16 protein-coding genes and 1 pseudogene are annotated in these 23387 nt (G+C 68.8%); 3 read left to right on the forward strand and 14 right to left on the reverse strand.

Features of this window, described 5'->3' with window-relative positions; translation table 11 throughout:
- Positions 1–9 precede the first annotated feature (9 nt).
- From P6281_RS13290 to P6281_RS13345, 12 genes and pseudogenes are all read right to left on the reverse strand, one after another.
- The gene (locus P6281_RS13290; RefSeq protein ID WP_202349195.1) at positions 10–1833 is read right to left on the reverse strand and encodes a type VII secretion-associated serine protease mycosin; all 1824 of its coding nucleotides are present in this window, start codon (positions 1831–1833) and stop codon (positions 10–12) included.
- A complete protein-coding gene (gene eccD / locus P6281_RS13295; RefSeq protein ID WP_008257040.1) occupies positions 1811–3322 on the reverse strand; it encodes a type VII secretion integral membrane protein EccD in 1512 nt (503 codons plus the stop codon). The genes P6281_RS13290 and eccD overlap by 23 nt, the downstream gene beginning before the upstream one ends.
- Positions 3323–3589: 267 nt before the next feature.
- Positions 3590–4492, reverse strand: a complete 903-nt coding sequence (locus tag P6281_RS13300; RefSeq protein ID WP_008257042.1) for an ESX secretion-associated protein EspG — start codon at positions 4490–4492, stop codon at positions 3590–3592.
- Between the two features lie 107 nt (positions 4493–4599).
- On the reverse strand, positions 4600–4884 hold the full coding sequence (locus P6281_RS13305) for a WXG100 family type VII secretion target (protein WP_008254256.1): 285 nt from the start codon (positions 4882–4884) through the stop codon (positions 4600–4602).
- A gap of 41 nt (positions 4885–4925) precedes the next feature.
- Entirely contained in the window at positions 4926–5222 is a 297-nt protein-coding gene (locus tag P6281_RS13310) for a WXG100 family type VII secretion target (RefSeq protein WP_003874404.1), read from the reverse strand.
- 318 nt (positions 5223–5540) lie between these two features.
- Entirely contained in the window at positions 5541–5840 is a 300-nt protein-coding gene (locus tag P6281_RS13315) for a PE family protein (RefSeq protein ID WP_008257045.1), read from the reverse strand.
- A gap of 332 nt (positions 5841–6172) precedes the next feature.
- Entirely contained in the window at positions 6173–7375 is a 1203-nt protein-coding gene (locus tag P6281_RS13320) for a PPE family protein (protein WP_324738372.1), read from the reverse strand.
- Positions 7376–7707: 332 nt separating this feature from the next.
- The gene (locus P6281_RS13325) at positions 7708–8961 is read right to left on the reverse strand and encodes a PPE family protein (RefSeq protein WP_201359525.1); all 1254 of its coding nucleotides are present in this window, start codon (positions 8959–8961) and stop codon (positions 7708–7710) included.
- 497 nt (positions 8962–9458) lie between these two features.
- Positions 9459–10664, reverse strand: coding sequence for a PPE family protein (locus P6281_RS13330; RefSeq protein ID WP_202376446.1), 1206 nt, complete (start codon positions 10662–10664; stop codon positions 9459–9461).
- Between the two features lie 7 nt (positions 10665–10671).
- A pseudogene (locus P6281_RS13335) lies at positions 10672–10821 on the reverse strand (PE domain-containing protein); the annotation flags it as partial.
- Positions 10822–10882: 61 nt separating this feature from the next.
- Positions 10883–12109 (reverse strand): PPE family protein, encoded by a 1227-nt coding sequence (locus tag P6281_RS13340; protein WP_324738373.1) that lies wholly within the window; start codon positions 12107–12109, stop codon positions 10883–10885.
- Positions 12110–12598: 489 nt separating this feature from the next.
- Complete coding sequence (locus P6281_RS13345; RefSeq protein WP_009954154.1) at positions 12599–12793, reverse strand: ferredoxin; 195 nt, start codon at positions 12791–12793, stop codon at positions 12599–12601.
- 190 nt (positions 12794–12983) lie between these two features.
- Between P6281_RS13345 and P6281_RS13350 the strand changes: the two genes are divergently transcribed.
- Positions 12984–14147: a cytochrome P450 gene (locus tag P6281_RS13350; RefSeq protein ID WP_014384783.1), complete on the forward strand. Its 1164-nt coding sequence runs from the start codon at positions 12984–12986 to the stop codon at positions 14145–14147.
- Between the two features lie 43 nt (positions 14148–14190).
- Here P6281_RS13350 and P6281_RS13355 read toward each other — a convergent pair whose 3' ends face one another.
- Positions 14191–18354: a type VII secretion protein EccC gene (locus tag P6281_RS13355; protein ID WP_009954152.1), complete on the reverse strand. Its 4164-nt coding sequence runs from the start codon at positions 18352–18354 to the stop codon at positions 14191–14193.
- Positions 18351–19868: a type VII secretion protein EccB gene (eccB, locus tag P6281_RS13360; RefSeq protein WP_238963760.1), complete on the reverse strand. Its 1518-nt coding sequence runs from the start codon at positions 19866–19868 to the stop codon at positions 18351–18353. The genes P6281_RS13355 and eccB overlap by 4 nt, the downstream gene beginning before the upstream one ends.
- A 415-nt stretch (positions 19869–20283) precedes the next feature.
- Between eccB and malQ the strand changes: the two genes are divergently transcribed.
- Both malQ and P6281_RS13370 read left to right on the forward strand, forming a co-directional pair.
- Positions 20284–22467, forward strand: coding sequence for a 4-alpha-glucanotransferase (malQ, locus tag P6281_RS13365; protein ID WP_324738374.1), 2184 nt, complete (start codon positions 20284–20286; stop codon positions 22465–22467).
- A 35-nt stretch (positions 22468–22502) separates the two neighbouring features.
- On the forward strand, positions 22503–23384 hold the full coding sequence (locus P6281_RS13370; RefSeq protein WP_041297849.1) for an LLM class F420-dependent oxidoreductase: 882 nt from the start codon (positions 22503–22505) through the stop codon (positions 23382–23384).
- Positions 23385–23387: the final 3 nt, after the last annotated feature.

The raw sequence follows: 23387 nt of genomic DNA on the forward strand, positions 1-23387 counted from the left end.
GCTCCGCCCCTATTGCTGTTTCCGTGATCGCTTCATCAGCATCGCCGTGCCGAACACCCCGCCGCCGATGAGCAGCGCCACGAACAATCCTCCGGCGGCAACCCATACTGGCACCATATCCCGCGGCGGGGCGGGTTTCGGAACGGTCAGCGGCGCCGACAGCTGCTGCGGCGGCTTCACCGGACCGTCGGGCACGTCCCAGGTCAGCGCCGCGACCGGGTCGACGACCCCGTGCCCGACCTGGTTGTCCACCCCGCGCGCGGGCGCGCGGGCGGTGCGCGTCAGCCGGTTGATGACCTGATACGCCGACAGCTGCGGGAATTTGGCGCGCACCAGCGCCGCCACCCCCGACACGATCGCCGCGGAGAAGCTGGTGCCGGACGGAACCAGCAGCGTGTTGTCCGGTCCGTCGATCGCGTTGATGAGCCCGTCGTCCCGCGGCGACAGCCCGACGACGTCCGTCCCGGGCGCGGCGATGCCCACCCACGGCCCGGCCACGCTCGTCGACGCCTGGCCCTGATTGCCCTGGCTCAGCGGGCGCCCTTCTTCGTCGACGGCGCCGACGGTCAGGACGTAGTCGCTGAACCAGGACGGCGTCACGACGGTGGTGACGGCATTCCAGTTGCGAGGATCGTTGGGCTGCAACGGATCATGAGGCGGGTTCTGCTTGCAGTCCTTTTTGCTGGTGTCGCCGGCCGCGGCCACGATGACGACGTTCTTGTCGACCGCCGCGTAGCGGACCGCGGCGCCCAGCGAGCGCTGGTCGATGACGTTGCGCGCGCTCATGCATGTCACGTCGGAGATGTTGATGACCGACGCACCCATGTTGGCGGCGTGCACGATCGCCCGCGCCATCGTCTGGACGTTGTCGATCTTCGCCGACGTCTGCGGATCCTCATCGCCGGTGTAGGCGTCCTTGAGGCCGAAGGCCTGGCTGGACTGCCGGATCGCGATGATGTCGACGTCCGGCGCGATCCCGCTGAATGCGTCCGGTCCGCCCTTGGTGGGTGCGGGTGGCGGCGGTGCCGGCGGCGGCGGGTCGAGCGGGCGCGGATTGTCGACCGTGACCACGTGCCCGCCACCGGAGTAGCCGGGGATGGTCACCGTGCCGGTTCCGTGGTTGCCCGCCGGGGCCTGCCCGCCTTGCGACGGCCCGGGGGGCGGTCCGCCGGGCTGCGGCGGCGCCGGTGGCGGCGGGGGCGCCCCGAAGGGGCCTGGAGCAGGCTGCTCCTGGGGCGGCGGGGGCACCATCGTCACGGTCTGGGGCAGCGGCGACAGGGTCACCGTCTGCGGCGGCGGCGCTTTCGGCGGCGGCTCCGTGGTCGGAATGGTGACCGGCTTGCGCGGTGCCGCCGGCGGTACCCCGGCGCCGTTGGCCGGCGCCGCGCCGATCATCGACGCCACGAGGGTGCCGTGCGCGTCGCAGTCGGACAGCCCGTCGCCGGACATGATGTAGTCGCCACCCGGGATCAGGTGCGGAAACCGCGGATGCGGCGTGACGCCGGTGTCGATGACGGCCACCTTCTGGCCGGCGCCGCGACCGAACTGCCACGCCTCTTGCAGGTTCAGCATGTCCATGTATTTGGGCTGCAGCCGAAAGTCGGTCCCGGGCAGCACGCCCACCTCGGTGCAGTACGAGTTCTGCTTCATGGGCGCGCCCGGCCCGGGTGGGCCGTCCGGCGGCACCGCCGCCGCGTCGATCGTCGGAGGCGAAATCGCATAGGCGGGCGGCAGATTCGCCAACGCGCCCGAGGCGAGCAGGGCGGCGGCGACGGTCGCGGCGGTCGCGCGGCCACGCCACACTTTGCGGTCAGCGATAGCGGATTGCTGCATAGACATTCATCAACCACAATGCCAGCGGGAAAATCGGCATCAGGCAGAGGTATTCAATCCATTCCACGAATTTGCGGAATAGCGGGCTGTAGACCGTGTTCGGCACCACGGCCGCGGACGTCAGCCCCGCCGCCGGCACCAGAACCAGAATCGCCGCGCAGATCGAGACCGCAAGCGAAGACTGCAACACGAGCGCGTACCGCACCACGACGGCACCGACGATCAGCACGCCGGTTCCGGCCAGGGTGATCGCCTGCCAGCGGTCGACGTACGAGCGGCCGCGCAGCAACAGGAATCCCGCGCTGAAGCCCGCCAGCAGGACCGGCAGCCAGCGCTGCCCGGTGTGCGGGTCCGACAGGGCGGTCAGCGAGACGACCATCAGCACGCCGAGCCCGATCAGCAAACCCGACAGGAAGGAGCGGGCGCGTTCGGCCTGCGTCAGGACGTCGCGGACCGAGGCGGGTCCCTCCAGAACGGGGGGGCCTCCGTCGTTGCGCACCACGGTGGTGGGCAGGTCGGGCCGGGCCTCGAACACCCATCGGCTGGTGGCCGACGGGAAGACGGGCAGGCGGATGCCGGCCAGCCGTCGTGAGATCGCAGGTGCGCTCTGGTAGATCAGAACCGACACCAGCACGACGCAGGTCAGCAGCGTCACGGCGCTGGTCATGGCCACCATCCGCGCCAACGCGGCCACCGCCGCGATCGAGCTGACGGTGACGATCGCGGTGTAGATCGACAGCCGACGCCCGGTGAAACGCAGCGCGAGGATCGCGGCGATGGTGAGCACGCCGAAGCCCAACACCGCGTGGGGCGACCCCACACCGCCGGGCGGCGCGGCCGCCGCTGCCACCGACACCGGCGCGAGGCTGCTCAACAGCATGGTGTCGGCGACGCGCCGCTCCTGGAGCGTGGTGGCCCGCATCAACAGCAACAGCGAAACGCCCAGCATCAGCGCGCCGATCACGCCCGCGTAGACGGTCGGCAGCCACGAGTTGTGGTGCCAGCGCCACCAGCCCAGCAGACCGGTCGCGGCCGTCACCCCGATGGCCACCATCGACGCACCGACCTGCACGGCAACCACCGGGTCGATGGCGGCGAAGCGCTTGCTGAGGTTCGCCGCGACCGCGGTGGAGATGTGCTCGATGACCTGCGAGCGGTGCTCGGTGTCCGGGATGAACCGGATCCACAACCGGTCGCCGTCGTAGACGTCCTGCTCGCTCAGCGATTGGGTCGCCCGCAGCGGCGAGCCGTCCACCAGGCACAATGCCCACCGGCCGCGGCCGGTGGCCTCCAGCGGGGCCTCGCCGAGCTCGCGGAGCCGACTGTTGACGACCTTCAGCAACGGGTCGGTCATCACCGAGACGGGGGCGTTCGCGTCCAGCAGGACGCCGATCTGGACGCCCGTGCCGGCCATCACGCCGACGACGACCGCCTGGGGCTGTGAGATGCCCTCTACATCAGGCTGTGGTACTTCAACGACCGCAGTCATCGCCTTGCACTCCCTACCGTGATGAATGTGTGAGACCGTGCCGCCGTTCGCGTGCCGGCCGGCGCCGGTGTTCTCGCCGAGGTGCTGCGATCCCCCGCGCAGCGCATTCCTACTAATTGGAATTCCATCTGCCTCGCCTTGCGATTAAGAGTTGTGGTTGACACCGGTTTTCAGTTTGCTGATGCCTTGACAGAAGTATGCCGTGTTCGCAGCTCAACCGCATGTTGAGTGCGACCACATTGATGAAATCTGTGTTTCGCGCGAAGGTCACACCCTGCTGTGAGTTTTCCACTCGCCGTAGGGAAGGGTGTCGAGCACGGTTTTGACGCCGACCTGCACCAGCTGCGGGGTTGCCGGGCAGATGGCGAGCCACGCCTCCCCCGAACCCGCGGTCCGGGCTTGCTGGTAGAGCGCGATGCGGCCGCCGGAGCCGTCTTTCAGCGACAGCACGGACGCGCTGGGCCCCTTGGCGTCGTCCTGGTACTGGCGGGCGTACACCGCGACCTCGGCGGCGGGGTCCGACAACGCCTGGCCCAGCGCGGCGACGGTGGCGGCGCTGATGCCCATCCGGCGCAAATCTCCGCCGGAGAACACGTTGAAACCCGACTCCTGCCAGGACTTCGTCGCTTCCAGCATCTCCTCCAGCGGCACGTTGACCGCGTTGATCGCGGCGGGCTCGGCGTGGTGGATGGACTCCAGCGCGTCGATCACCAGCGACGCGATCGAGGCGCTGTCCGCGACGGCGACGTCGTCGACGGTGATCTCGCCGCCGACCCGAACCGCCGACACCCAGTGCTGGCCGCGACGCGCCAGGACCACCCGAAACTCGTTGTCGGGGATGTCGCGCGAGCCCGGGGGCTGGTTCTCGTCGTCGAGGACGCCGTAAGCCAGCTTGCCCCGCGACAGCAGCGCGACGACCTCGAGGTCGGGCGCGGCGAGCACCTTCATCCGGGCGGCCACGTGCTCGTTGACCTCGTCGTTCTCGACGATGCCCTGCTCGCGCATCACCGCCATTCCGGGATGCTCGTTGAGCCAGTCGTTCGAGTCGGTGGAAACGTAGGGCCGGCACCGCAACTCCGGGGCGACGTGGCGAATGTCCAGCAGCGCCTGGAGCATCCAGAAGCCGTCGACGTTGACGGTGATGTCGGTGCGGGTGCTCTGTTGGTCCATCAAATCCTCAACTGGTCCCTGGGTAGGTCAAGCTCACACTGCACGGTAACCGCAGGACGCGGCAGCACACCGACGGGTGGTGTGCTGCCGCGCCTGTGGTCGAGGCGTCAGGCCCAGCTGGACCCGACGGCGCTGTCGGTGCTGGCCATGTTGTTGCCCGCGGACTGAACCTTCTGCCCGTGGGAGTTGGCCTGCTCGTAGATCACCTGGAAGTTGCGACCCAACTGGGTGATGAACTCCTGGCACGCGACCGAACCGGCACCGCCCCAAAAGTCGCCGGCAGCAAGCACATCGCGAATGATGGCCTGGTGCTCGGCCTCCAAGGACGCGGCCTGGGCGCGGATCAGGGCGCCGTGGGCGTCTACGTCGCCGAACTGGTAGTTAATGCTCATTACATGGCTCCTTAAAAGTGTTGGGCAGCAGCAGTTCTGGGCTAGCTGCTGAGGATCTGCTGCGAGGCCTGCTCTTGCTGCTCGTAGTTGTTCGCGTCGCGGATCAGCCCGTCGCGCACCCCGTGGAGCATGTTGACGATGTTGCGGAAGGCCTGGTTGACCTGGCCCATGGTGTCATACGACGTCGCCTGCGCCTGGCCGCTCCAGCCCGCGCCCGCGATGTTCATCGACGACGCCCACATCTTGCGAGCCTCGTCCTCGACGGTCTGGGCGTGGACCTCGAAACGGCCCGCCATCGCCCGCATCTCGTGCGGGTCGGTCATAAAACGTGTTGCCATGTCGGCTGTCTCCTTATTTAGGTAATGAATGGGTGATGTGCTTTAAGACGGTGGCCGGATCGTTTACGGATTACGCAACCGCCGTGCCGAACAGATAGAAATAACCCCCCCTTTCCGTCAGCCGGCGGCCACCGGGCGTTGTCACGGTGAGACGGACGTCAGACCCGAACCGCGGCGTTTGAGTTGACGGAGTGCGTGTTGCTGTGGGGGATGCTGCGCGGGACCGTTCCTGCGGCCCCGCGCTCGGCCCCCGATGGGCGGCTACGTTGGAACCCACGTCGGTGACAATCTGCCCCAAGCCCGAACCGCCGATACGAATCAGCCGGCGGCGGCCGCGTTGGCTGCCTCGGTCGCAGCGTACGAACCGGAGCTGGTGGACAGGGTGTTGACGAACGCCTCGTGAATGGCCTGGGCCTGGGCGCTCACCGCCTGGTACATCTGCGCGTGCGCGGCGAACTGAGCCGCGGTCAGGGCCGACACCTCGTCGGCAGCGGCGGGTACCACCCCCGTCGTTGGGGCTGCAGCGGCTGCGTTCTGGGCGCTCAAGGTCGACCCGATAGCCTGCAGATTCCCGGCCGCCGCGGCCAAAGCCTCCGGCTGTGTGGTCACGAACGACATATTTGTTTCCCTCCTAGTTCATTCCCCGACTCTGCGAGAGTAGATGACTGCGACCCCTGAGGCCGGGGTGGACGCAGCGTGTTTGCAATTGTTCACGTGGTGGTACTGCGAATTCACTTTCGTTAACGACACAGTAACAGCGTCTGACCTCGACCGCAGCCCTTCGCTCGACAGCCGGAACAAACGGCATCTGCCCCGGGTCGAAAAAGTTGCTGGTGGCCCCCGACGGCGACGAACTCGTCGCACCGGCGGGCGCGATGGTCTTTGCCGATAGCGCGTCCCTCGAACCTCCTTTCGTCCGTTTCAGCTGGTCGATCACCTACGGCCGCGGCTCAGCCCGCGAAGGGTGGTCGGGCCATGACGGTGGGTCGGAAGCCGTATTTGGGGCCGGCCACGCCGTGCCCGCCGGCGCCGGCACCGGCCAGCGGCATGCCCCCGAGCAGGTTTCCGGGCCCGCCGGCGGCCTCGGGAGCCGCGCTGATGGTGCTGACCGGGATCGCATGCCCCAGCGCCGGCGCCGCCGCCGGAGCCCCCGACCAGGCCACCGGCACCGACAACTTGCCCCCGATCGAGGCCGCACTGCCCAACGCCGCCACCGGATGCGCCGCGGCCGCACCACCACCGAGCATCCCGCCCAAACCCCCCAACGCGGGCAAGGCCTTGGCCGCCGCCGGGGCCGCACTACCGATCAACCCCAACGACTTGGAAATCTGCACAAAGTTGTTCCCCATACCAATGCTGAAATACGGCAAACCCTCAGTGTTATAGAAGAGGCCCGCGAACGGGGTGTAGCCGTTGACCAGCGTGCCGAGGTTGGTGGGGAAGGTGGTCTGGCCGGTCAGCAGGAACCAGATCGCCGACAACGGATCCTGGCCCTGCGCGGTCGCCTGTGTCGTGGCGTTGCTGGCGGGTTGGGCCATCGACTGCAACACCTTGGAGGTGTTGGTCGCCGTGGAATCCGTGGTCGCCTTGGTCACCGCCGCGCTCTGAGTGGCCTGCCCCGACGCATTGGTGATCTCGGGCGCCTTCTGAAACGGCGTCTGCTTGGTCGCCGCCGACGACTGACCCGCATACCCATACATCGCCCCGGCATCTTGCGCCCAATACTCCCCATACTGAGCCTCCAACTGCGCGATCAGCGGCGTGTTCTGCCCCAACACATTCGTCGCCTGCAACTGGCTGACCTGCATCCGATTCGACGCCACCAACGGCGGGGGCACCGACGCCGACAACGCCGCCTCATAAGCCGCCGCCGCCGCCCGCGCCTGCGTGGCCGCCTCCTCAGCCTGCGCCGCCGCCGACGTCATCCACGCGATATACGGCTGCACCGCCTGCGCCATCGTCGCCGAGGCCGCCCCCAACCACTCCTCACTACTCAACGCCGTCACCACCTTCTCGTAAGAAAGCGCCGCCGAATTCAACTCCGCCGCCAACGCACTCCACGCCGACGCCGCAGACACCAACGAACCCGACCCCGGACCCGAATAAATCCGCGCCGAATTGAACTCCGGCGGAAAAGCCCCATAGTCCAGCACGAATAGCCCCTTAACCTGTGATCTGCGGATCGATGCGTCGAGTTGCGAACGACGTTAATGCGCTGGTGACCGGCCTCGCCGCGTTCGCCCGGCGGGCGGCGTCACGGTCGGCCGCCCGGGCGGGCGGCGCCACCGGCCGCGGCGCGCCGACCGACCGCGCGGGCGTCGGCCCGGATAACGATCCGGAACTGCGCAAACGGCCGGAGCCGAGGGGTCGCCCGCACGGGTCGGGGCGGCGCGATGTCGTGGTGGCCCGGGGCGCCGGTATCGGGGCCGGGGATAAAATCCGGGCGCGGCTAAAGGTGAGGGTGTGCATTGCCGAATTCCGCCGCTTATCCGGCCGAGGGTGGGCGTGTCAGCACGCTGTAGCGGAAGCCGTATTTGTTGACATAGCCCGCGGCGGCGCCACGGCGACCCAGCGCCCCCGCGGGCATGCCCCGCAGCAGACCGTTGGCCGGCCCGGAAGTGCCCGTCGCGGCGGCCTGCACCGGCGTGGCCTCCATCTCCGACACCGTCGCCGGGCTGACGGCCGAGGTCAGCGTCGCCCAATGCTGGGGCACCGACAACGCCCCGACCCGCGCGGCCTGCCCGGCACCCGCGGCGACCCCACCGCTCACATGGCCCAGCCCGCCACCGAGGTTGCCCAGGCCCAGGCTCGCGAACTGCGGTGTGGGGAACCACGCACCACCGGCACCCGCCGTGCTACCACCGGGACCAAACGTCAACTGCTGCGCGATCGACGTGCAGAAGCTCGCAATACCGTTCGAGAAGTACGCCAGACCCGTCGTCCGCTTCAGGATCGTGTCGTAGATCGTGGGGGTCAGGCCCAGCCAGTTGTTGGTCGGGGTCGGGAGCCCGGACTGCAGCAAGTTCTGCAGCGTGCTGGTGAGCAACCCCGATTCCGAGGAGTTGGTGACCGCCGCCGGCGTCTGCGCGGCCTGAGTTGCGCTGAGCGACAACGCGTGTGGCGATGCCAGCTGCGAGGTGGTTTGTGCGGTGTTGCCCGCCGGTTCGGCGACGGCCTTCGCCACCGCGGCGGCCTGGTCGCCGGTCGCGTCCGGGGCCGTGGTGTTGGGCGGCGCCGTGAACGGGACCAACTCCGAGGCGGCCAGCGACGAACCGGCGTAGCCGTACATCGCCCCGGCGTCCTGGGCCCACATCTCCATGTACTGCGCCTCGGTGGCCGCGATCGCGGGCGTGTTCTGCCCGAGGAAGTTCGTCGCCACCAGGTTCGCCAGCAACACCCGGTTGGCCGCGATCACCGGCGGCGGCACCGTCATCGCAAACGCCGCCTCGAACGCCGCCGCGGCGGCGCGAGCCTGGCCGGCCGTCTCCTCGGCCTGCGCGGCCAGGACACCCAGCCAGTTCACATACGGCATGACCGCCGACAACATCGACGCCGATGCCGGACCCACCCACAGGGCGTGGGTCAGTTCCGAGATCACCGAGGCGTAACCGCTTGCGGCCGTGCCCAACTCGGCGCCGAGCCCATCCCAGGCCGCGGCCGCGGCCATCATCGGCCCCGAGCCCGGGCCCGCGTACATGAGACCGGAATTGATCTCCGGCGGAAACGCCCCGAAGTCCATGGCTATGAGGCGCCGGGCTCGAACGACATGTATCCCCTCGTACCTGGTCTCGAGTCGATGACATTGGGCAGTTGCTTGCTTGGGAAGGCTAAATGGGCGCACCGCCCCCTCGCCGGTTCCTCGCCCGGCCGCAGCTGCGGCGACAACCAGCCCCAGCGGTTCTGCGTGCGCGCGCCGACGCCCGGCCGTCCCGGGGCGCGCGCCGCCGCGGCTGGCGGTTACCTGCGGGAATATCGCGTCAGCACTCGCCAGGGCGGGACGATTCGAGGTGTCGCCGCGGCGCGGAAACCCCCGCCGCGGGACAAAAAATCCGGCCGCAGATAAAGCGGATGCGAGGTTCGTCGCCGCGACGACGGTCGCGACGCCCACCGGCGGGCCGACAACTCCCTAGCGACGGACGGTGGGATTGGTGCGGACGCGGCGAAACACGCCCTGCCGCAGGTGCTTTCGGGGCAGGGCGTGTTTTCGATCGCGCCGGTGTCGCTGGGCTTGGGAGGCTATCCGGCGAAGGGTGGTCGGGCCATGACGGTGGGTCGGAAGCCGTATTTGGGGCCGGCCACGCCGTGCCCGCCGGCGCCGGCACCGGCCAGCGGCATGCCCCCGAGCAGGTTTCCGGGCCCGCCGGCGGCCTCGGGAGCCGCGCTGATGGTGCTGACCGGGATCGCATGCCCCAGCGCCGGCGCCGCCGCCGGAGCCCCCGACCAGGCCACCGGCACCGACAACTTGCCCCCGATCGAGGCCGCACTGCCCAACGCCGCCACCGGATGCGCCGCGGCCGCACCACCACCGAGCATCCCGCCCAAACCCCCCAACGCGGGCAAGGCCTTGGCCGCCGCCGGGGCCGCACTACCGATCAACCCCAACGACTTGGAAATCTGCACAAAGTTGTTCCCCATACCAATGCTGAAATACGGCAAACCCTCAGTGTTATAGAAGAGGCTGGCGAAGGGGCTGTAGCCGTTCACGGCCGTTCCCAGGCTGGTGGGGAGCGTGGTCTGGCCGGTCAGCAGGAACCAGATCGCCGACAACGGATCCTGGCCCTGCGCGGTCGCCTGTGTCGTGGCGTTGCTGGCGGGTTGGGCCATCGACTGCAACACCTTGGAGGTGTTGGTCGCCGTGGAATCCGTGGTCGCCTTGGTCACCGCCGCGCTCTGAGTGGCCTGCCCCGACGCATTGGTGATCTCGGGCGCCTTCTGAAACGGCGTCTGCTTGGTCGCCGCCGACGACTGACCCGCATACCCATACATCGCCCCGGCATCTTGCGCCCAATACTCCCCATACTGAGCCTCCAACTGCGCGATCAGCGGCGTGTTCTGCCCCAACACATTCGTCGCCTGCAACTGGCTGACCTGCATCCGATTCGACGCCACCAACGGCGGGGGCACCGACGCCGACAACGCCGCCTCATAAGCCGCCGCCGCCGCCCGCGCCTGCGTGGCCGCCTCCTCAGCCTGCGCCGCCGCCGACGTCATCCACGCGATATACGGCTGCACCGCCTGCGCCATCGTCGCCGAGGCCGCCCCCAACCACTCCTCACTACTCAACGCCGTCACCACCTTCTCGTAAGAAAGCGCCGCCGAATTCAACTCCGCCGCCAACGCACTCCACGCCGACGCCGCAGACACCAACGAACCCGACCCCGGACCCGAATAAATCCGCGCCGAATTGAACTCCGGCGGAAAAGCCCCGTAATCCAACATCATTGACTCCTTAACCCGTCGCGGCCGCGTTGGCCGTCTCAGTCACCGCGTACGACCCGGAGCCGGTGCTCAGGGTGTTGACGAACGTTTCGTGGATCGCCGCCGCGGGTGCGCTGACGGCCTGATAAATCTGTGCGTGGGCGGCGGCCTGCGCCGCAGGCACCTCCGGGATGAGGTGGGTCATGGGGCATCGCCTCCGTATCTTGAGGTATCCATGGGTGTCATCCGGCCGAGGGTGGGCGCGTCAGCACGCTGTAGCGGAAGCCGTATTTGTTGACGTAGCCGGCGGCGGCGCCCCGGCGCCCCAGCGACCCGGCGGGCATGCCCCGCAACAGTCCGTTGGCCGGCCCGGTGGTTCCCGTCGCGGCGGCCTGGACGGGGGTGGCCTCCATCTCCGACACCGTCGCCTGGTTGACGGCCGAGGTCAGCGTCGCCCAATGCTGGGGCACCGACAACGCCCCGACCCGCGCGGCCTGCCCGGCACCCGCGGTCACCCCGCTGAGGTGGGCGGCTCCGCCCCCCAGGTTGCCCAGACCAAGGTTGGCGAACTGCGGTGTGGGGAACCACGCACCGCCGGCACCCGCCGTGCTACCACCGGGACCAAACGTCAACTGCTGGGCGATCGACGACGCGAACTGCCCTATGCCGTTCGAGAAGTACGCCAGACCCGTCGTCCGCTTCAGGATCGTGTCGTAGACGGTGGGATTGAGCCCCAGGAGGTCCTGGAGTGAGGTCGAGACCCCGGTCGTCGACCCCTGGGCCGACGCGTTGGTCGCCGTGGCCTGCACCTGCATGGCTTGAGATGCATTCAGCGACAACGCTTGTGGCGAGGCCACCTGTGACGTGCTTTGCGCCGTGTTGCCCGCCGGCTCGGCCACGGCCTTCGCCACCGCGGCGGCCTGGTTGCTTGCCGCGTCCGGCGTTGAGGTTTTCGGCGGCGGCGCGAACGGGGCCAACTCCGAGGCCATCGCCGACGATGCGGCGTAGCCGTACATCGCCACGGCGTCCTGGGCCCACATCTCCATGTACTGCGCCTCGGTGGCCGCGATCGCCGGGGTGTTCTGCCCGAAGAAGTTCGTCGCGATCAGATTCGCCAGCAACATCCGGTTCGCCGCGATCACCGGCGGCGGCACCGTCATCGCAAACGCCGCCTCGAACGCCGCCGCGGCCACCCGGCCCTGACTGGCGGCCTCTTCGGCCTGCGCGGCCACCGCGCTGAGCCAGCTGATGAACGGGGTGATCGCCGAGATCATCGAGATCGACGCCGGCCCCACCCATGGCCCACTGATGAGCTCCGTGACCACCGAGTTGTACCCGTTGGCCGCCACGCCCACCTCCGCCGCGATCTCGTCCCACGCGGCGGCCGCGGCCATCATCGGCCCCGAGCCCGGACCCGCATACATGCGACCTGAATTGGTTTCGGGCGGTAACGCACCGAAGTCAAGCACCTATCCTCCTCAGTCGGCCGAGCCCGCAGGCGATTTCGGCTGTCACATGGGAATCAGTGGTGGCGGTAATCACGGCTCTGTAAACGACCCCACCGGTCGATGGCTGCGTCCGCGGGAGCCCGTCAGCGGCCGTTCGGTCCGCGACTCGGCCGGCCGGGCGGGCCGGTGCATGCTGACCAAGGGGCTGCGTCCGGAAAGGTGATCTGCCACCACGCTTCTCGGACTTCTGGTCAAAAACGACATGCACCTTCTGCCTCGGCCAATCCCGGTTTCAGCAACCGGGCGACAGCTCCATGCCTCCGAACTGCCGCCCGGCACTGAGATTAGTTCGTTATGGGACAAACGCCGACACGCAAAGGCCGCTGTTTATCAATGGCCAACCACTGTTCATTCCCGGTCGGCAGCAGTTCATATACGGCAACGGTTTGTTCATTCACCGTTTGCTTGCACGGCGCGGTACCGCGGCCGTCCGGCGGCGTCGTTGCGCCGTCAGTCCTCGTCGAGGATCAGCGCCATCTCGGGGCAGGATGCGACGCCATCGCGAGTCACCTGCTCGTCTTCGGGCCGGACGTCACGCTCCTGAAGAATTGAATAGCCGGACTCGTCAATGGGAAAAAGGTCGGGGTCGACGGCGTAACACTGGGCGTGGCCCACGCATTTCGACTGCTCCAGGCGAACCCTCACGAAGTTTCCTCCCTAGGCGGTCCGATACGGCGCTTCACGGTCCGATACCCAGATTAGTCGGTCGGTAAAGTATCGAGGATGTTCGCCATCAAGGACGGGCGCCGAATGGCTCGAATGGGCCCGGCTGTTCGGATCCGTGTTCCTTTGCCCCCCATGCAATATTGATGCGCCCCCGGATGTTGGTGCCGGCATGAGCGACGGCCAATACGGCTCGTTCCACTTACCCCGGCTGGATGTCGACAAGTTGCCGATGAGCGCCGACCGCGGGCTGGGGTGGAAGACGCTGCGCGATGCGGGGCCGGTGGTGTTCATGAACGGCCACTACTACCTCACCCGCCGCGAAGACGTGCTGGCCGCGCTGCGCAACCCCAAGGTCTTTTCCTCGACGGTGCTGCAGCCCCCCGGCCACCCGCTGCCGGTGCTGCCGCTGGCTTTTGACCCACCGCAACACACCCGCTACCGCAAGATCCTGCAGCCGTATTTCAGCCCGCACGCGCTGAGTAAGTCCCGTCCCGCGCTGGAGCGCCACGCCCGCGACATGATCGGCGCGCTGGCCGGTCGGGGCGAGTGCGAGGTGATGGCGGATCTCGCGAGCCTGTACCCGTTTCAGGTGTTCCTGGACCTCTACGGTCTGCCCCTCGAGGATCGCGATCGCCTGATCGATTGGAAAGATTCCGTCATCGCCGACAAGCCGTTCCTCACCCAGGCCGATATGGCGAAGGGCCAGCAGCTGCTGCAATACCTGGTCGACGCCATCGCGCAGCGCCGGCAAAACCCCGGCTCGGACATGTTGTCGCAGGTGATGACCGGCGGCGGCGACTTCAGTGACATCGAGCTGCTCGGCATGAGCCACCTGTTGATCCTCGCCGGCCTGGACACCGTCACCGCGGCGATCGGATTCTCGCTCTTCGAACTGGCGCGACGGCCGCAGCTGCGCGCGGAGCTTCGCGACAACCCCAAGCAGATCAGGGTTTTCATCGAAGAGATCGTCCGGCTGGAACCGTCGGCGCCGGTGGCGCCCCGGATCACCACCGAGTTCGTCGAAGTCGGCGGCATGACGTTGCCGCCGGGCACCTCGGTGCGGCTGTGCATGGCGGCCGTCAACCGCGACGACAGCGACCCGATGTCCACCAACGAGCTCAACATGGACGGGAAAGTCCACCGGCACTGGGGTTTTGGCGGCGGTCCGCACCGGTGCCTGGGCTCGCACCTGGCGCGCATCGAGCTGACGGTGATCGTCGCGGAGTGGCTCAACCAGATCCCGGATTTCGAGCTGCCCGCGGACTACTCCCCCGTGATCAATTACCCGTCAAAGAGTTTCGCGCTCAAGGAGCTGCCGCTGCGCTGGGGCTGAGCCCCGGGTATTTCCCGGGCCGCCCCGGCGCGGCGGCCGGCTCCTACTTGCGTATCTCCGTCGCGGCGACCTGAACGAACACGCCGGTGTCCTCGGCCATCAGCAGGCCGCGGCCGCGGGGCAGCGGGCCACCCTTCATCTTGCCGCGGATGAATCCCTCGTCGGGGTCGGCGTCCATCACCAGCAGGGGCGCGTTCGCCTGGGCCAGCGCCCTCAACATCGGGTCGCTGCCCGCCGACGACCAACCACCGAACGTCCGGGTGACGATCACGTGCAGGCCGACGTCGGCGGCCCGGGTCACCCACGGTGCGGCCTTGTGCAGCGGCGAATCGAAACCGGCTGGCAGCTGCTGGATGTCGTCGACGATCAAGAAGATCTCCGGTCCGCTCCACCACGACCGCGACAGCAACTCTTCGGCGGACAGGCCCGGCGGTGGCTCGCGGCCGGCCAGGACCGCGGCCAGTTCGCCCATCATCGCCTGCACGCCGTCGAGGTTGTAGGCGAACTTCTCCACGTAGTCCGAACCCAGCGTCGTCAGCAGCTGACGCCGCGGGTCCACCAGCCACACCTGCGCCGAGGGTTGCCCCGCCGGCGGCTGCGGGGCGCTGGTGGCTCCCGGCGCGTACAGCCGCCCGATCTCGGACATGATGGTGGCCAGCGTCGTGGTACGCCCACATTCGCGGCGGCCGGTGACCATCAGGTGCGCGTTCTCGGCGAAGTTGAGGTAGACCGGCGACAGGTCCAATTCCGAGATGGCCCAAGCGATTCCGCCCGCACCGACGCCCTGGCGGGTGTCCTGGGCGGCAATCTCGCGAAGCTGATCGATGCCGAACGTCGCCGGCAACCGGCGCACCGGCGGGGCCTGGCCGCTCGCGACGCGGCTGACGGCTTCGACGATGCTGTCGGACTCGAACCGGTTGTCCGGCGTGCTCGCCAACGCGGGCCGGGCCACGAGCGTGTGCAGACCGGACTGCGGGTCGGCGTCGAGGCGGACGTAGTTGACCGCGACCATGCCGCGACCCGGCTTGACCGGAACATCCTTGGCGAACCGGGACCGCACCAGCTTGGCGTCTTCGACGGCGGCCAGCCGCAACTCGACCCGGGAGCCGAAGCCGCTGCGCACCGGCGGCCGCAGCTCGGATTCGCGATCGGCGGTGACCACCACGTGCACCCCGAACGAGGGGCCCTGGTTGATGATCACGTTCACCTGCTCGATCAGCACCTCGTTCTCTTCGGCCAGCGCCCGGTAGTTGTCCACCACCAGGTAGACGTCACCGAACCCGTCATTGGGGACCGGCCCGGGCTCGCCGCCGAACCTCCGCCGCCGGAACACCTCCATCGAGGCGATCCCGTACTCGAGGAAGGTGCGCTTGCGCTCCCGCACCAGGGCCAGCAGCTCGGCCACCGTGCGGCGCACGCCGTACGGGTCGGTCGGACCGGCCACCTCGCCGACGTGGGGCAGCCCGGCGACCGTGGTCAGGGCGGTGCTGCTGTAGGCCAAGCAGTAGAACTGGATCTGCTCGGGTGTGTGGGTCAGCGCCGCCGCGCAGATCAGGGTCTGCAGCGCGGTCGTTTTGCCCGAGCCACCGGCCCCCAGGATCAGGACGTTGGCACCGGGACCGGACGTGTCGACGGTCCACGGCGGCTGGTCGTGCTTGAACGGGCGGTCGATGATCCCGATCGGGAAGACCAGATCCCGCGCGGTGCCGTAATCCTGCTGCCACGGGCGGCCGAGGAACCGGTTCACCAACTCGTCGATCGCGACGGGCTGGTTCAGCGGCGGCTGCCACAGCCGGTAGGGCTGGAAGTCGATCTTGCGCAGCTGATCGATGATGACCGTGCCGACCTTCGGCGTCCGGATCCCTTCGACGTCGTCGTCCGGTCCCTCCACCTCCGGCAGGTCGCCGTCGGTGGGGATCGCCGGGGTGTTGACCTCGGGCCCCCCGACGCTGACCTCCAGCGGGGTGAACGAGTTCGTGAACAGCTGCGGGCGCACGTAGTCGATGCTGTGCACCAACGCCGGCGCCTCGTCCCCGTCGTCGGTGAGGCCGCGCGGAAAGTAGTCCCGCCAAAGGAATTCGGCCTGGAACCGGACGATGTCCTCCAAGCTGCGGCGGAAGTACCCCAGGCCCGCCTGGGCAGGCAGGTTGACCGCGTTCGGCACGCCGGCCGCCTGCGCCGCACCGGCGGTACGCGCCTTGAGCACCAGCCGGTAACCCATGTTCTCCATGAGCTTTTCGGCGCGGCTCTCGATGGTCTGCGACGCCATCATCAGGTGGATCCAGTAGGCGCGGCCCTGACGGCCGATCGAGTCGAGGACGTCGACCGCCGTCGGCATGATGCGGAACCATTCGTAGAACTCGTCGATGACGACCACGAGCATCGGCAGCGGGGCCATGTCCTGGCCACGCGCCCGCATCCGGCTGCGCACCGAGTTGTATTCCTTGGCGTCGTCGACACCCGCGCTGTCGCAGATCGCCTTACGACGCGCGATCTCCCCCCACAGCGCGTCGAGGAAGCGCTCCATCAACGCCTGGTCCTCTTCCAGGTCGGTGATGATCCGGGACACGTGCGGCACCCCGGCGAACGGCTTGACCGCCGACCCACCCTTGAGGTCGGCCAGCACGAACTGCAGCTCCTCCGGCGGGTGGCTGAGCATCAGCGATTCGATCACCGTCCGCACCAGGGTCGACTTCCCCGAACCCGTCGTCCCGGACATGACGCCGTGGGGGCCGTCGCCGCCTTCGTCGAGCGACTTCATGTCCAGGAACAACAGCTCGCCGTTGTCGGAACGCACACCGAACGGGGCCCGCAACCGCGACCGGCCCATCGAGTCGTTGCGGCTGCCCCACAACGCCTCGAAATCGATGTGGCCGGGATCGTCAATTCCGTAGTAGGACATGATGTCTCGGGCGCCGATGTGCGCCACCCGCTGGCCGATCTCCTCGTACGCCTCGGCGAGCCGCCAGCGCGCCAGCTTCTGCGCGAACTCCTCCGCCTCGGCGACGCTGATGTGGTCGGTGAGGGCGAAGAACCACGGCTTCTCGTCGATCACCATCCAGGTGTCGCGGTCGCGGGGCAGCGCCTCGATCACACCCATCTTGTCGAACCGCAGGGTCCGCTCCGGCACGGCGCTCCACATCGGCGAGCCGGTGAGATCGAAGAACGTCACCCCGTCGACGCCCTCACCGCTGATCACGTACTCCCATTGGGGGTCAACGGCATCGGCGATGATCACCGTGTGCGGCGTCGGGGTCTGGGCGGCCGAACTGGCGTGGCGGGGGGTGAAAGACCCGCGGCCGGCGAACAATTCGGCCTGCTCGGCGGCGAACTCGCGCACCGAGCTGTACACCATGCGCGCGTTGCCCGCCGCGTCCTGGCGGCGCGGATCACCGAAGTGGGGCAGCCATTTCACCCAGTCCCATTCGTCCACATCCGAACTGACCACGATCATCCGTACATGGTCGGGGCCGTGGGAGAACGCCAGCTGGCAGACGATCGCCCGCATCAAACCCAGGACCTGCTCGCGGTCCCCGGCCAGCGAGTACCAGGGTTCGACCAGCACCGAGATCATCTTGGGCAGGTTGTAAACGACGCTCTGATAGCGCCCGAACTCCTGAAGCGCCTTACCGGTCACCGGCTCGAGCTCGATGTCGGTCGGCATGTTCTGGGGCTCACCCCAGGTCACCTCGGGACGTGTCATGCCGACGCCGACACGGACCACGCCGAAGTTCAGGTCCTTGCCGTCGGGCTTGCGTTCCCACATGCGCGAGGATCCGACCGCGGCGGCCAGCGTGGTGGGCGCGGGGTGGAACCACCGGTAGTTGGCGTCCATGCTGTCGGCCGACTCGTGGGCGGTCTCGCGCAGCATGTCGAGCATCAACATGAACTGGGCGCGCATCGAGTCCAGCTTCGGCCGGCTCATCTGCTGCTGGCCGCCGAACCGGCCGCCGAACATCATCATCGCGACGCCGCCGATCATGAAGATCGGGAAGATGGCGCCCGCGCCACCGAACACGTGCGAGCCGCTGGCGAACGTCATGCCGACCATGCCGATCAGCAGGCCGACCACCAGCACACCGACCACCACCAGCCACCAGGGCTTGCCCTCCGGCGGCGGAATGCTCAGCGGGGTCGGAAGGACGATGTTCTCCGGCTTGATGACCGGGGGCTTCTCCGGTGTCGGCCGGGCAAATCCACGTTTCACTTCGGTACCGTCAACTCTCCTGGGGACATATCCATCGGCAGCGTGTCGTGCTGCACCAGCGCATCCGAGCGCGACAACGTCGGCCCCTGCGGCAGCAGCCGCAGCGCCACCCACGGCGCCAGGGCCGGTTTCGTCTTCAGGCCCAACGCTTCTCGGACTTCACGGGTGTCGTCGACCCCGAACCGGGCGCCCGCGTCCGTGAGCCACCACAGCGATTCGGTGGTCTTGGCACCGGGATCGTTTCCGGTGACGGCGACGAAGTTCGCGTATTCGGGCCCGAAGAACACCTGGTCGGCTTCGCGGCCGGTGGTGTCCGCCTTGACCAGCGACACCACCCGGTTGACGTCCTTCGTCTCGACCGGGATGGTCGCGCCGGAGATGACCTGCACGCGGGCCCGGTTTTCACCGGAGGTCTTCTGCCACCACCAGCAGGTCGCCGGGTTCTCGCGGATGTCCATCACGTTCAGGGGCGCATCCGGGTAGGACGACAGGTCCAGCTTGTTGACCACCGGCATCTTCGCCAACGCGGACGGTTCCACCGTCACGGGTTTGGTGTTGCCCGGTCCGGCGTTCTGCAGGATCTGGGCCACCAACGGCGGCAGCGTCTGCACACCGTCGGCCAACACCAGCGAATACTGTTGCGGCCCACTGATTTGCGGGGTGACGATCACCGTGCCGATCGGTCCGGGCGCCCCCGGGAAGGACGCGCCGGCGCCCGCGTTCTGAATCTGGGGCACCGTCAGTTCCGGACCCACCGGCAACGCGTCGTAGAGGGCGCGGCTCATCGGCTTGGCCATGCTGACCTGCTCGGGGGTCAGGCCCAGCGGCAGCAGCACCGACCGGTTCGCGGCGTCGATGCGCGAGCGGCGTCCGTCGCGGATCACCCAGGCGTCGCCGCCGTAGTTCAGCACCACCGCGTCCGTCCCGGTCAGCACCCGCCGGTGGTGGCTCAGATCGGGATTGCCGTCGATGACCGTGACCGTCACGCCGGACGGGGCGCCCGCGCCGGTCGAGTTCGCCACGGTGTCGCAGACCAACCATGACGAGGCGCCCGGGCTGGTGGGGTGGAAGCTCGACGGCGCACCCGGGATGCCCACCATCGGGCCGCGCGGCAGGCTGGCGATCTGGCTCGACCGAACCAGGTGCGGATTGTCCGGGCGGCCGGTGATCAGCCGCGCCGACGCCAGGTTCAGCGCGGGATACAGCCGGTCCCCCACCCGGACGTACAGGGCGCCCGAGTCGCGGTCGGCGATGATCGGCGACTCGTTGATCTGGCCGGCCGGGCTGATGAACGAATAGAGCAGCGCGCCCAGGCAGATCACCAGGGCGGCCGAAATCGATGCCACCACGGCGAGGTTCTGTCGCCGGCCGGGCTCGACCTCCATGCGCACGCGCCACCGGGTCAGCGCTATCGCGGTCCGGCGGGCAAGGAACTGATAGCCGGTGACCTGGGTCCGCGTCGACAGCCCAAGGCCGTACCCCGACCCGCGCTGCCCGCGACTCTCTTCCGCCACTAATTCACCATCCGGGTTGCTCGAACGCCTGGATTCGGCCCCTGTGAACCGATCCAGCGCGAATTACATGACAACGGTAAGGCACCTGCACGGACCTCGCCATGCGGCGCCGAAGCGCATTCACTTCTGCCTCTGCTCATCGCGCCCGGATCCGGCCCGTTCACCGCGCCGGCGCCCCCGCGCGGACGGCCCCGACCGGCGCCGTTGAGCTGGCAGTTTCTGTTCCCCCACGATCAGCCACCGAATCCCCTCACGGCATCGTAGTGGCCCATCGCGCCGGCGTCCTGTCGAGCGCGCGAGGCGGGTCACCGACGGGCGGGGCAGATGAACGGAAGGCGGCCGTCCAGCAAAGAAAACGCCAACTCGCGTCGGGTCCGGGTCGCCGGTCGGCGAATCCTGGCAGCAAGATGGCCCTATGACCGAACTCGCACCGTCGCTGATCGAACTCGCCCGGAGGTACGGCATCGCGACGGAGTACGAGGACTGGAGCGGCAGGCGGGTGCGGGTGTCGGAGGCGACGCTCAAGGCCGTGCTGGCCGCGCTCGGCGTCGCGGCCGGCGACGAACAGGAACGCAACCTCGCGCTCACCGCCAAGCTGCGGTCGCACTGGGCGCGGCGGCTGCCTGCGACCATCGTCGGCCGCACCGGTGAGCAGATCCGGTTTTGGGCCCACGTCACCCACGGTGCTCCCGCCGAGGTGTGGTTGGCGCTCGAGGACGGCACGGTGCGCGGCGACGTCGCGCAGGTCGACAACTTCACCCCGCCGTTCGACCTGGACGGACGCTGGGTCGGCGAGGCCAGCTTCCTGCTGCCCACCGACCTGCCGCTGGGGTATCACCGGGTGCACCTGCGGTCCGGGGACTCCGAGACCAGCACCGCGCTGATCGTGACGCCGGATTGGCTCGGGCTGCCGGAGCGGCTCGGCAACCGTCGCGCCTGGGGCCTGGCCGTTCAGCTCTACAGCGTGCGGTCCCGGCGGTCCTGGGGCGTCGGGGATCTCACCGATCTGACCGACCTCGCGGTGTGGTCGGCGTCGCGCCACGGCGCCGATTACCTTCTGGTCAATCCGCTGCATGCGGCGGCGCCTGCGGGTCCGAAGGGCCGGATGGAGCCGTCGCCGTACCTGCCGACGTCGCGGCGCTTCGTCAATCCGATTTATCTTCGCGTCGAGGCGATCCCCGAATTCGCCGACCTGGGCAAGCGCAGCCGGGTCCGCCGGCTGCGCGCGGACGTCCAGGAGCGCGCCGGCCGCGTCGACACCATCGACCGCGACAGCTCGTGGGCGGCCAAACGGGCCGCCCTCAAGCTGCTGCACGAGGAACCGCGGTCGGCGGGCCGGGAGCTGTCCTACGCGGCGTTCCGCGACCGGGAGGGCCGCGCGCTCGACGACTTCGCGACCTGGTGCGCGCTGGCCGAACAATACGGCGATGACTGGCATCGTTGGCCCGAAGCGCTGCAACATCCCGACGCGTCCGGGGTCGCAGACTTTGTCGAAAAACATTCCGACACCGTCGATTTCCACCGCTGGTTGCAATGGCAGATCGACGAGCAGCTCGCCGCGGCCCAGTCCCAGGCGATCCGGGCCGGAATGTCGTTGGGCATCATGGGCGACCTGGCCGTCGGCGTGCACCCCAACGGCGCCGACACCTGGGCGCTGCAGGATGTGATGGCGCTGGGCGTGACCGCCGGGGCGCCACCGGACGAGTTCAATCAGCTCGGCCAGGACTGGTCGCAGCCGCCGTGGCGGCCGGACCGACTGGACGAGCACGAGTACCGGCCGTTTCGCGCGTTGATCCGCGCGGTGCTGCGGCACGCCGGCGGGGTGCGCATCGACCACATCATCGGGTTGTTCCGGCTCTGGTGGATCCCGCGGGGTGCACCACCCACCGAGGGCACCTACGTCCGCTACGACCACGAAGCCATGATCGGCATCGTCGCCCTGGAGGCACACCGGGCCGGCGCGGTGGTGGTGGGCGAGGACCTCGGCACGGTCGAGCCGTGGGTGCGCGACTACCTGTTGTTGCGGGGGCTGCTGGGCACGTCGATCCTCTGGTTCGAGCTGGACCGCGACGGGAACGGCGGACCACTGCCGGCGGAGCGCTGGCGGGAGTACTGCCTGTCCTCGGTCACCACCCACGACCTGCCGCCGACGGCCGGCTACCTGGCGGGCGACCATGTGCGGCTGCGTGACTCGCTGGGATTGCTGACCCGGCCCGTCGCCGAGGAGCTCGAGTCCGACCGTGCCGAGTTGGCGGCGTGGCTGGCCGAGTTGCGCCGGGTGGGGCTGCTCGATGAAGGCGAAGACGACCCGCAGCAGGTCGTCCTGGCGCTGTACAAGTACCTGGGCCGGACGCCGTCGCGGCTGCTGGGGCTGGCGCTCACCGACGCCGTCGGTGACCGTCGCACCCAGAACCAGCCCGGCACCACGGACGAATACCCCAACTGGCGGGTCCCGCTGACCGGTCCGGACGGGCGCGACGTGCTGCTCGAAGACGTGTTCACCGACCCCCGGGCCGCCACGCTGGCCGAGGCCGTGCGCGCCGCGATCGCCCCGGCCGCCTCGGAAAGCTCGGAGAGCGTTCAAAGCGCGGCCCGCTGACCGCGCGACCGGTCGGCTTGTTAGCTTCACCAACCATGAAGGTCTCAGTGGTGGCCCCGGTCGCCGACGGTGTCACCGCGGACCCCGAGTGGATGGTGGCCTTCGCGCGCCACCTCGAAGCCTGCGGATTCGAATCGATCGTCGCCGTCGAGCACACGGTCCTGCTCACGCGCTACGACAGCGTCTATCCCTACGACCGTTCCGGGCGGGTCGGGCTGGCCCCCGACTGCCCCATCCCGGACCCGCTGGATCTGCTGGCCTTTCTGGCCGGCCACACCACCAGCCTCGGGCTGGCCACCGGGGTGCTGGTGCTGCCCAACCACCACCCGGTGGTGCTCGCCAAGCGGGTCGCCACCGTCGACGCCCTCTCCGGTGGAAGGCTGCGGCTGTGTGTGGGCGTGGGCTGGCTCAAAGAGGAGCTGCAGGCGTGCGGCGCGGACTTCGACAATCGGGGCAGGCGGGCCGACGAGCAGCTGGCGGTGCTGCGCGCGCTGTGGGCCGACCGACCCCAGGGGGCGTCCTTCCACGGTGACTTCTTCAGCTTCGACAATGTGATGAGCTATCCCAAACCCGTTGCCGGGGAACGGTTTCCGGTGCACATAGGCGGCCACAGCCGAGCGGCCGCACGCCGTGCGGGGCGCTTCGGCGACGGGTTCCAGCCCCTTGGCGTCACCGGTCCGGCGCTGGCGTCGCTGATCGGGCTCATGCGCGAGGAGGCATCGGCGGCAGGCCGCGACCCCGCGGCACTGGAGGTGTCGCTGGGCCACAGTGTCACCAAGATCGACGCCGAGCGCGCGGCGGGCCTGGTCGACCAGGGCGCCGACCGGCTGGTGCTGGCCATGCCGCCGACCGCCGACCTCGAGGCGGCCAAGGACGCCCTGTCGGCGTGCGCGCAGCGGCTGTCGCTGGTTTCGTGAACC

The organism is Mycobacterium sp. 5-140-3-2 (assembly GCF_035666375.1).
In the GTDB taxonomy this organism is placed as follows: Bacteria; Actinomycetota; Actinomycetes; order Mycobacteriales; family Mycobacteriaceae; genus Mycobacterium; species Mycobacterium intracellulare.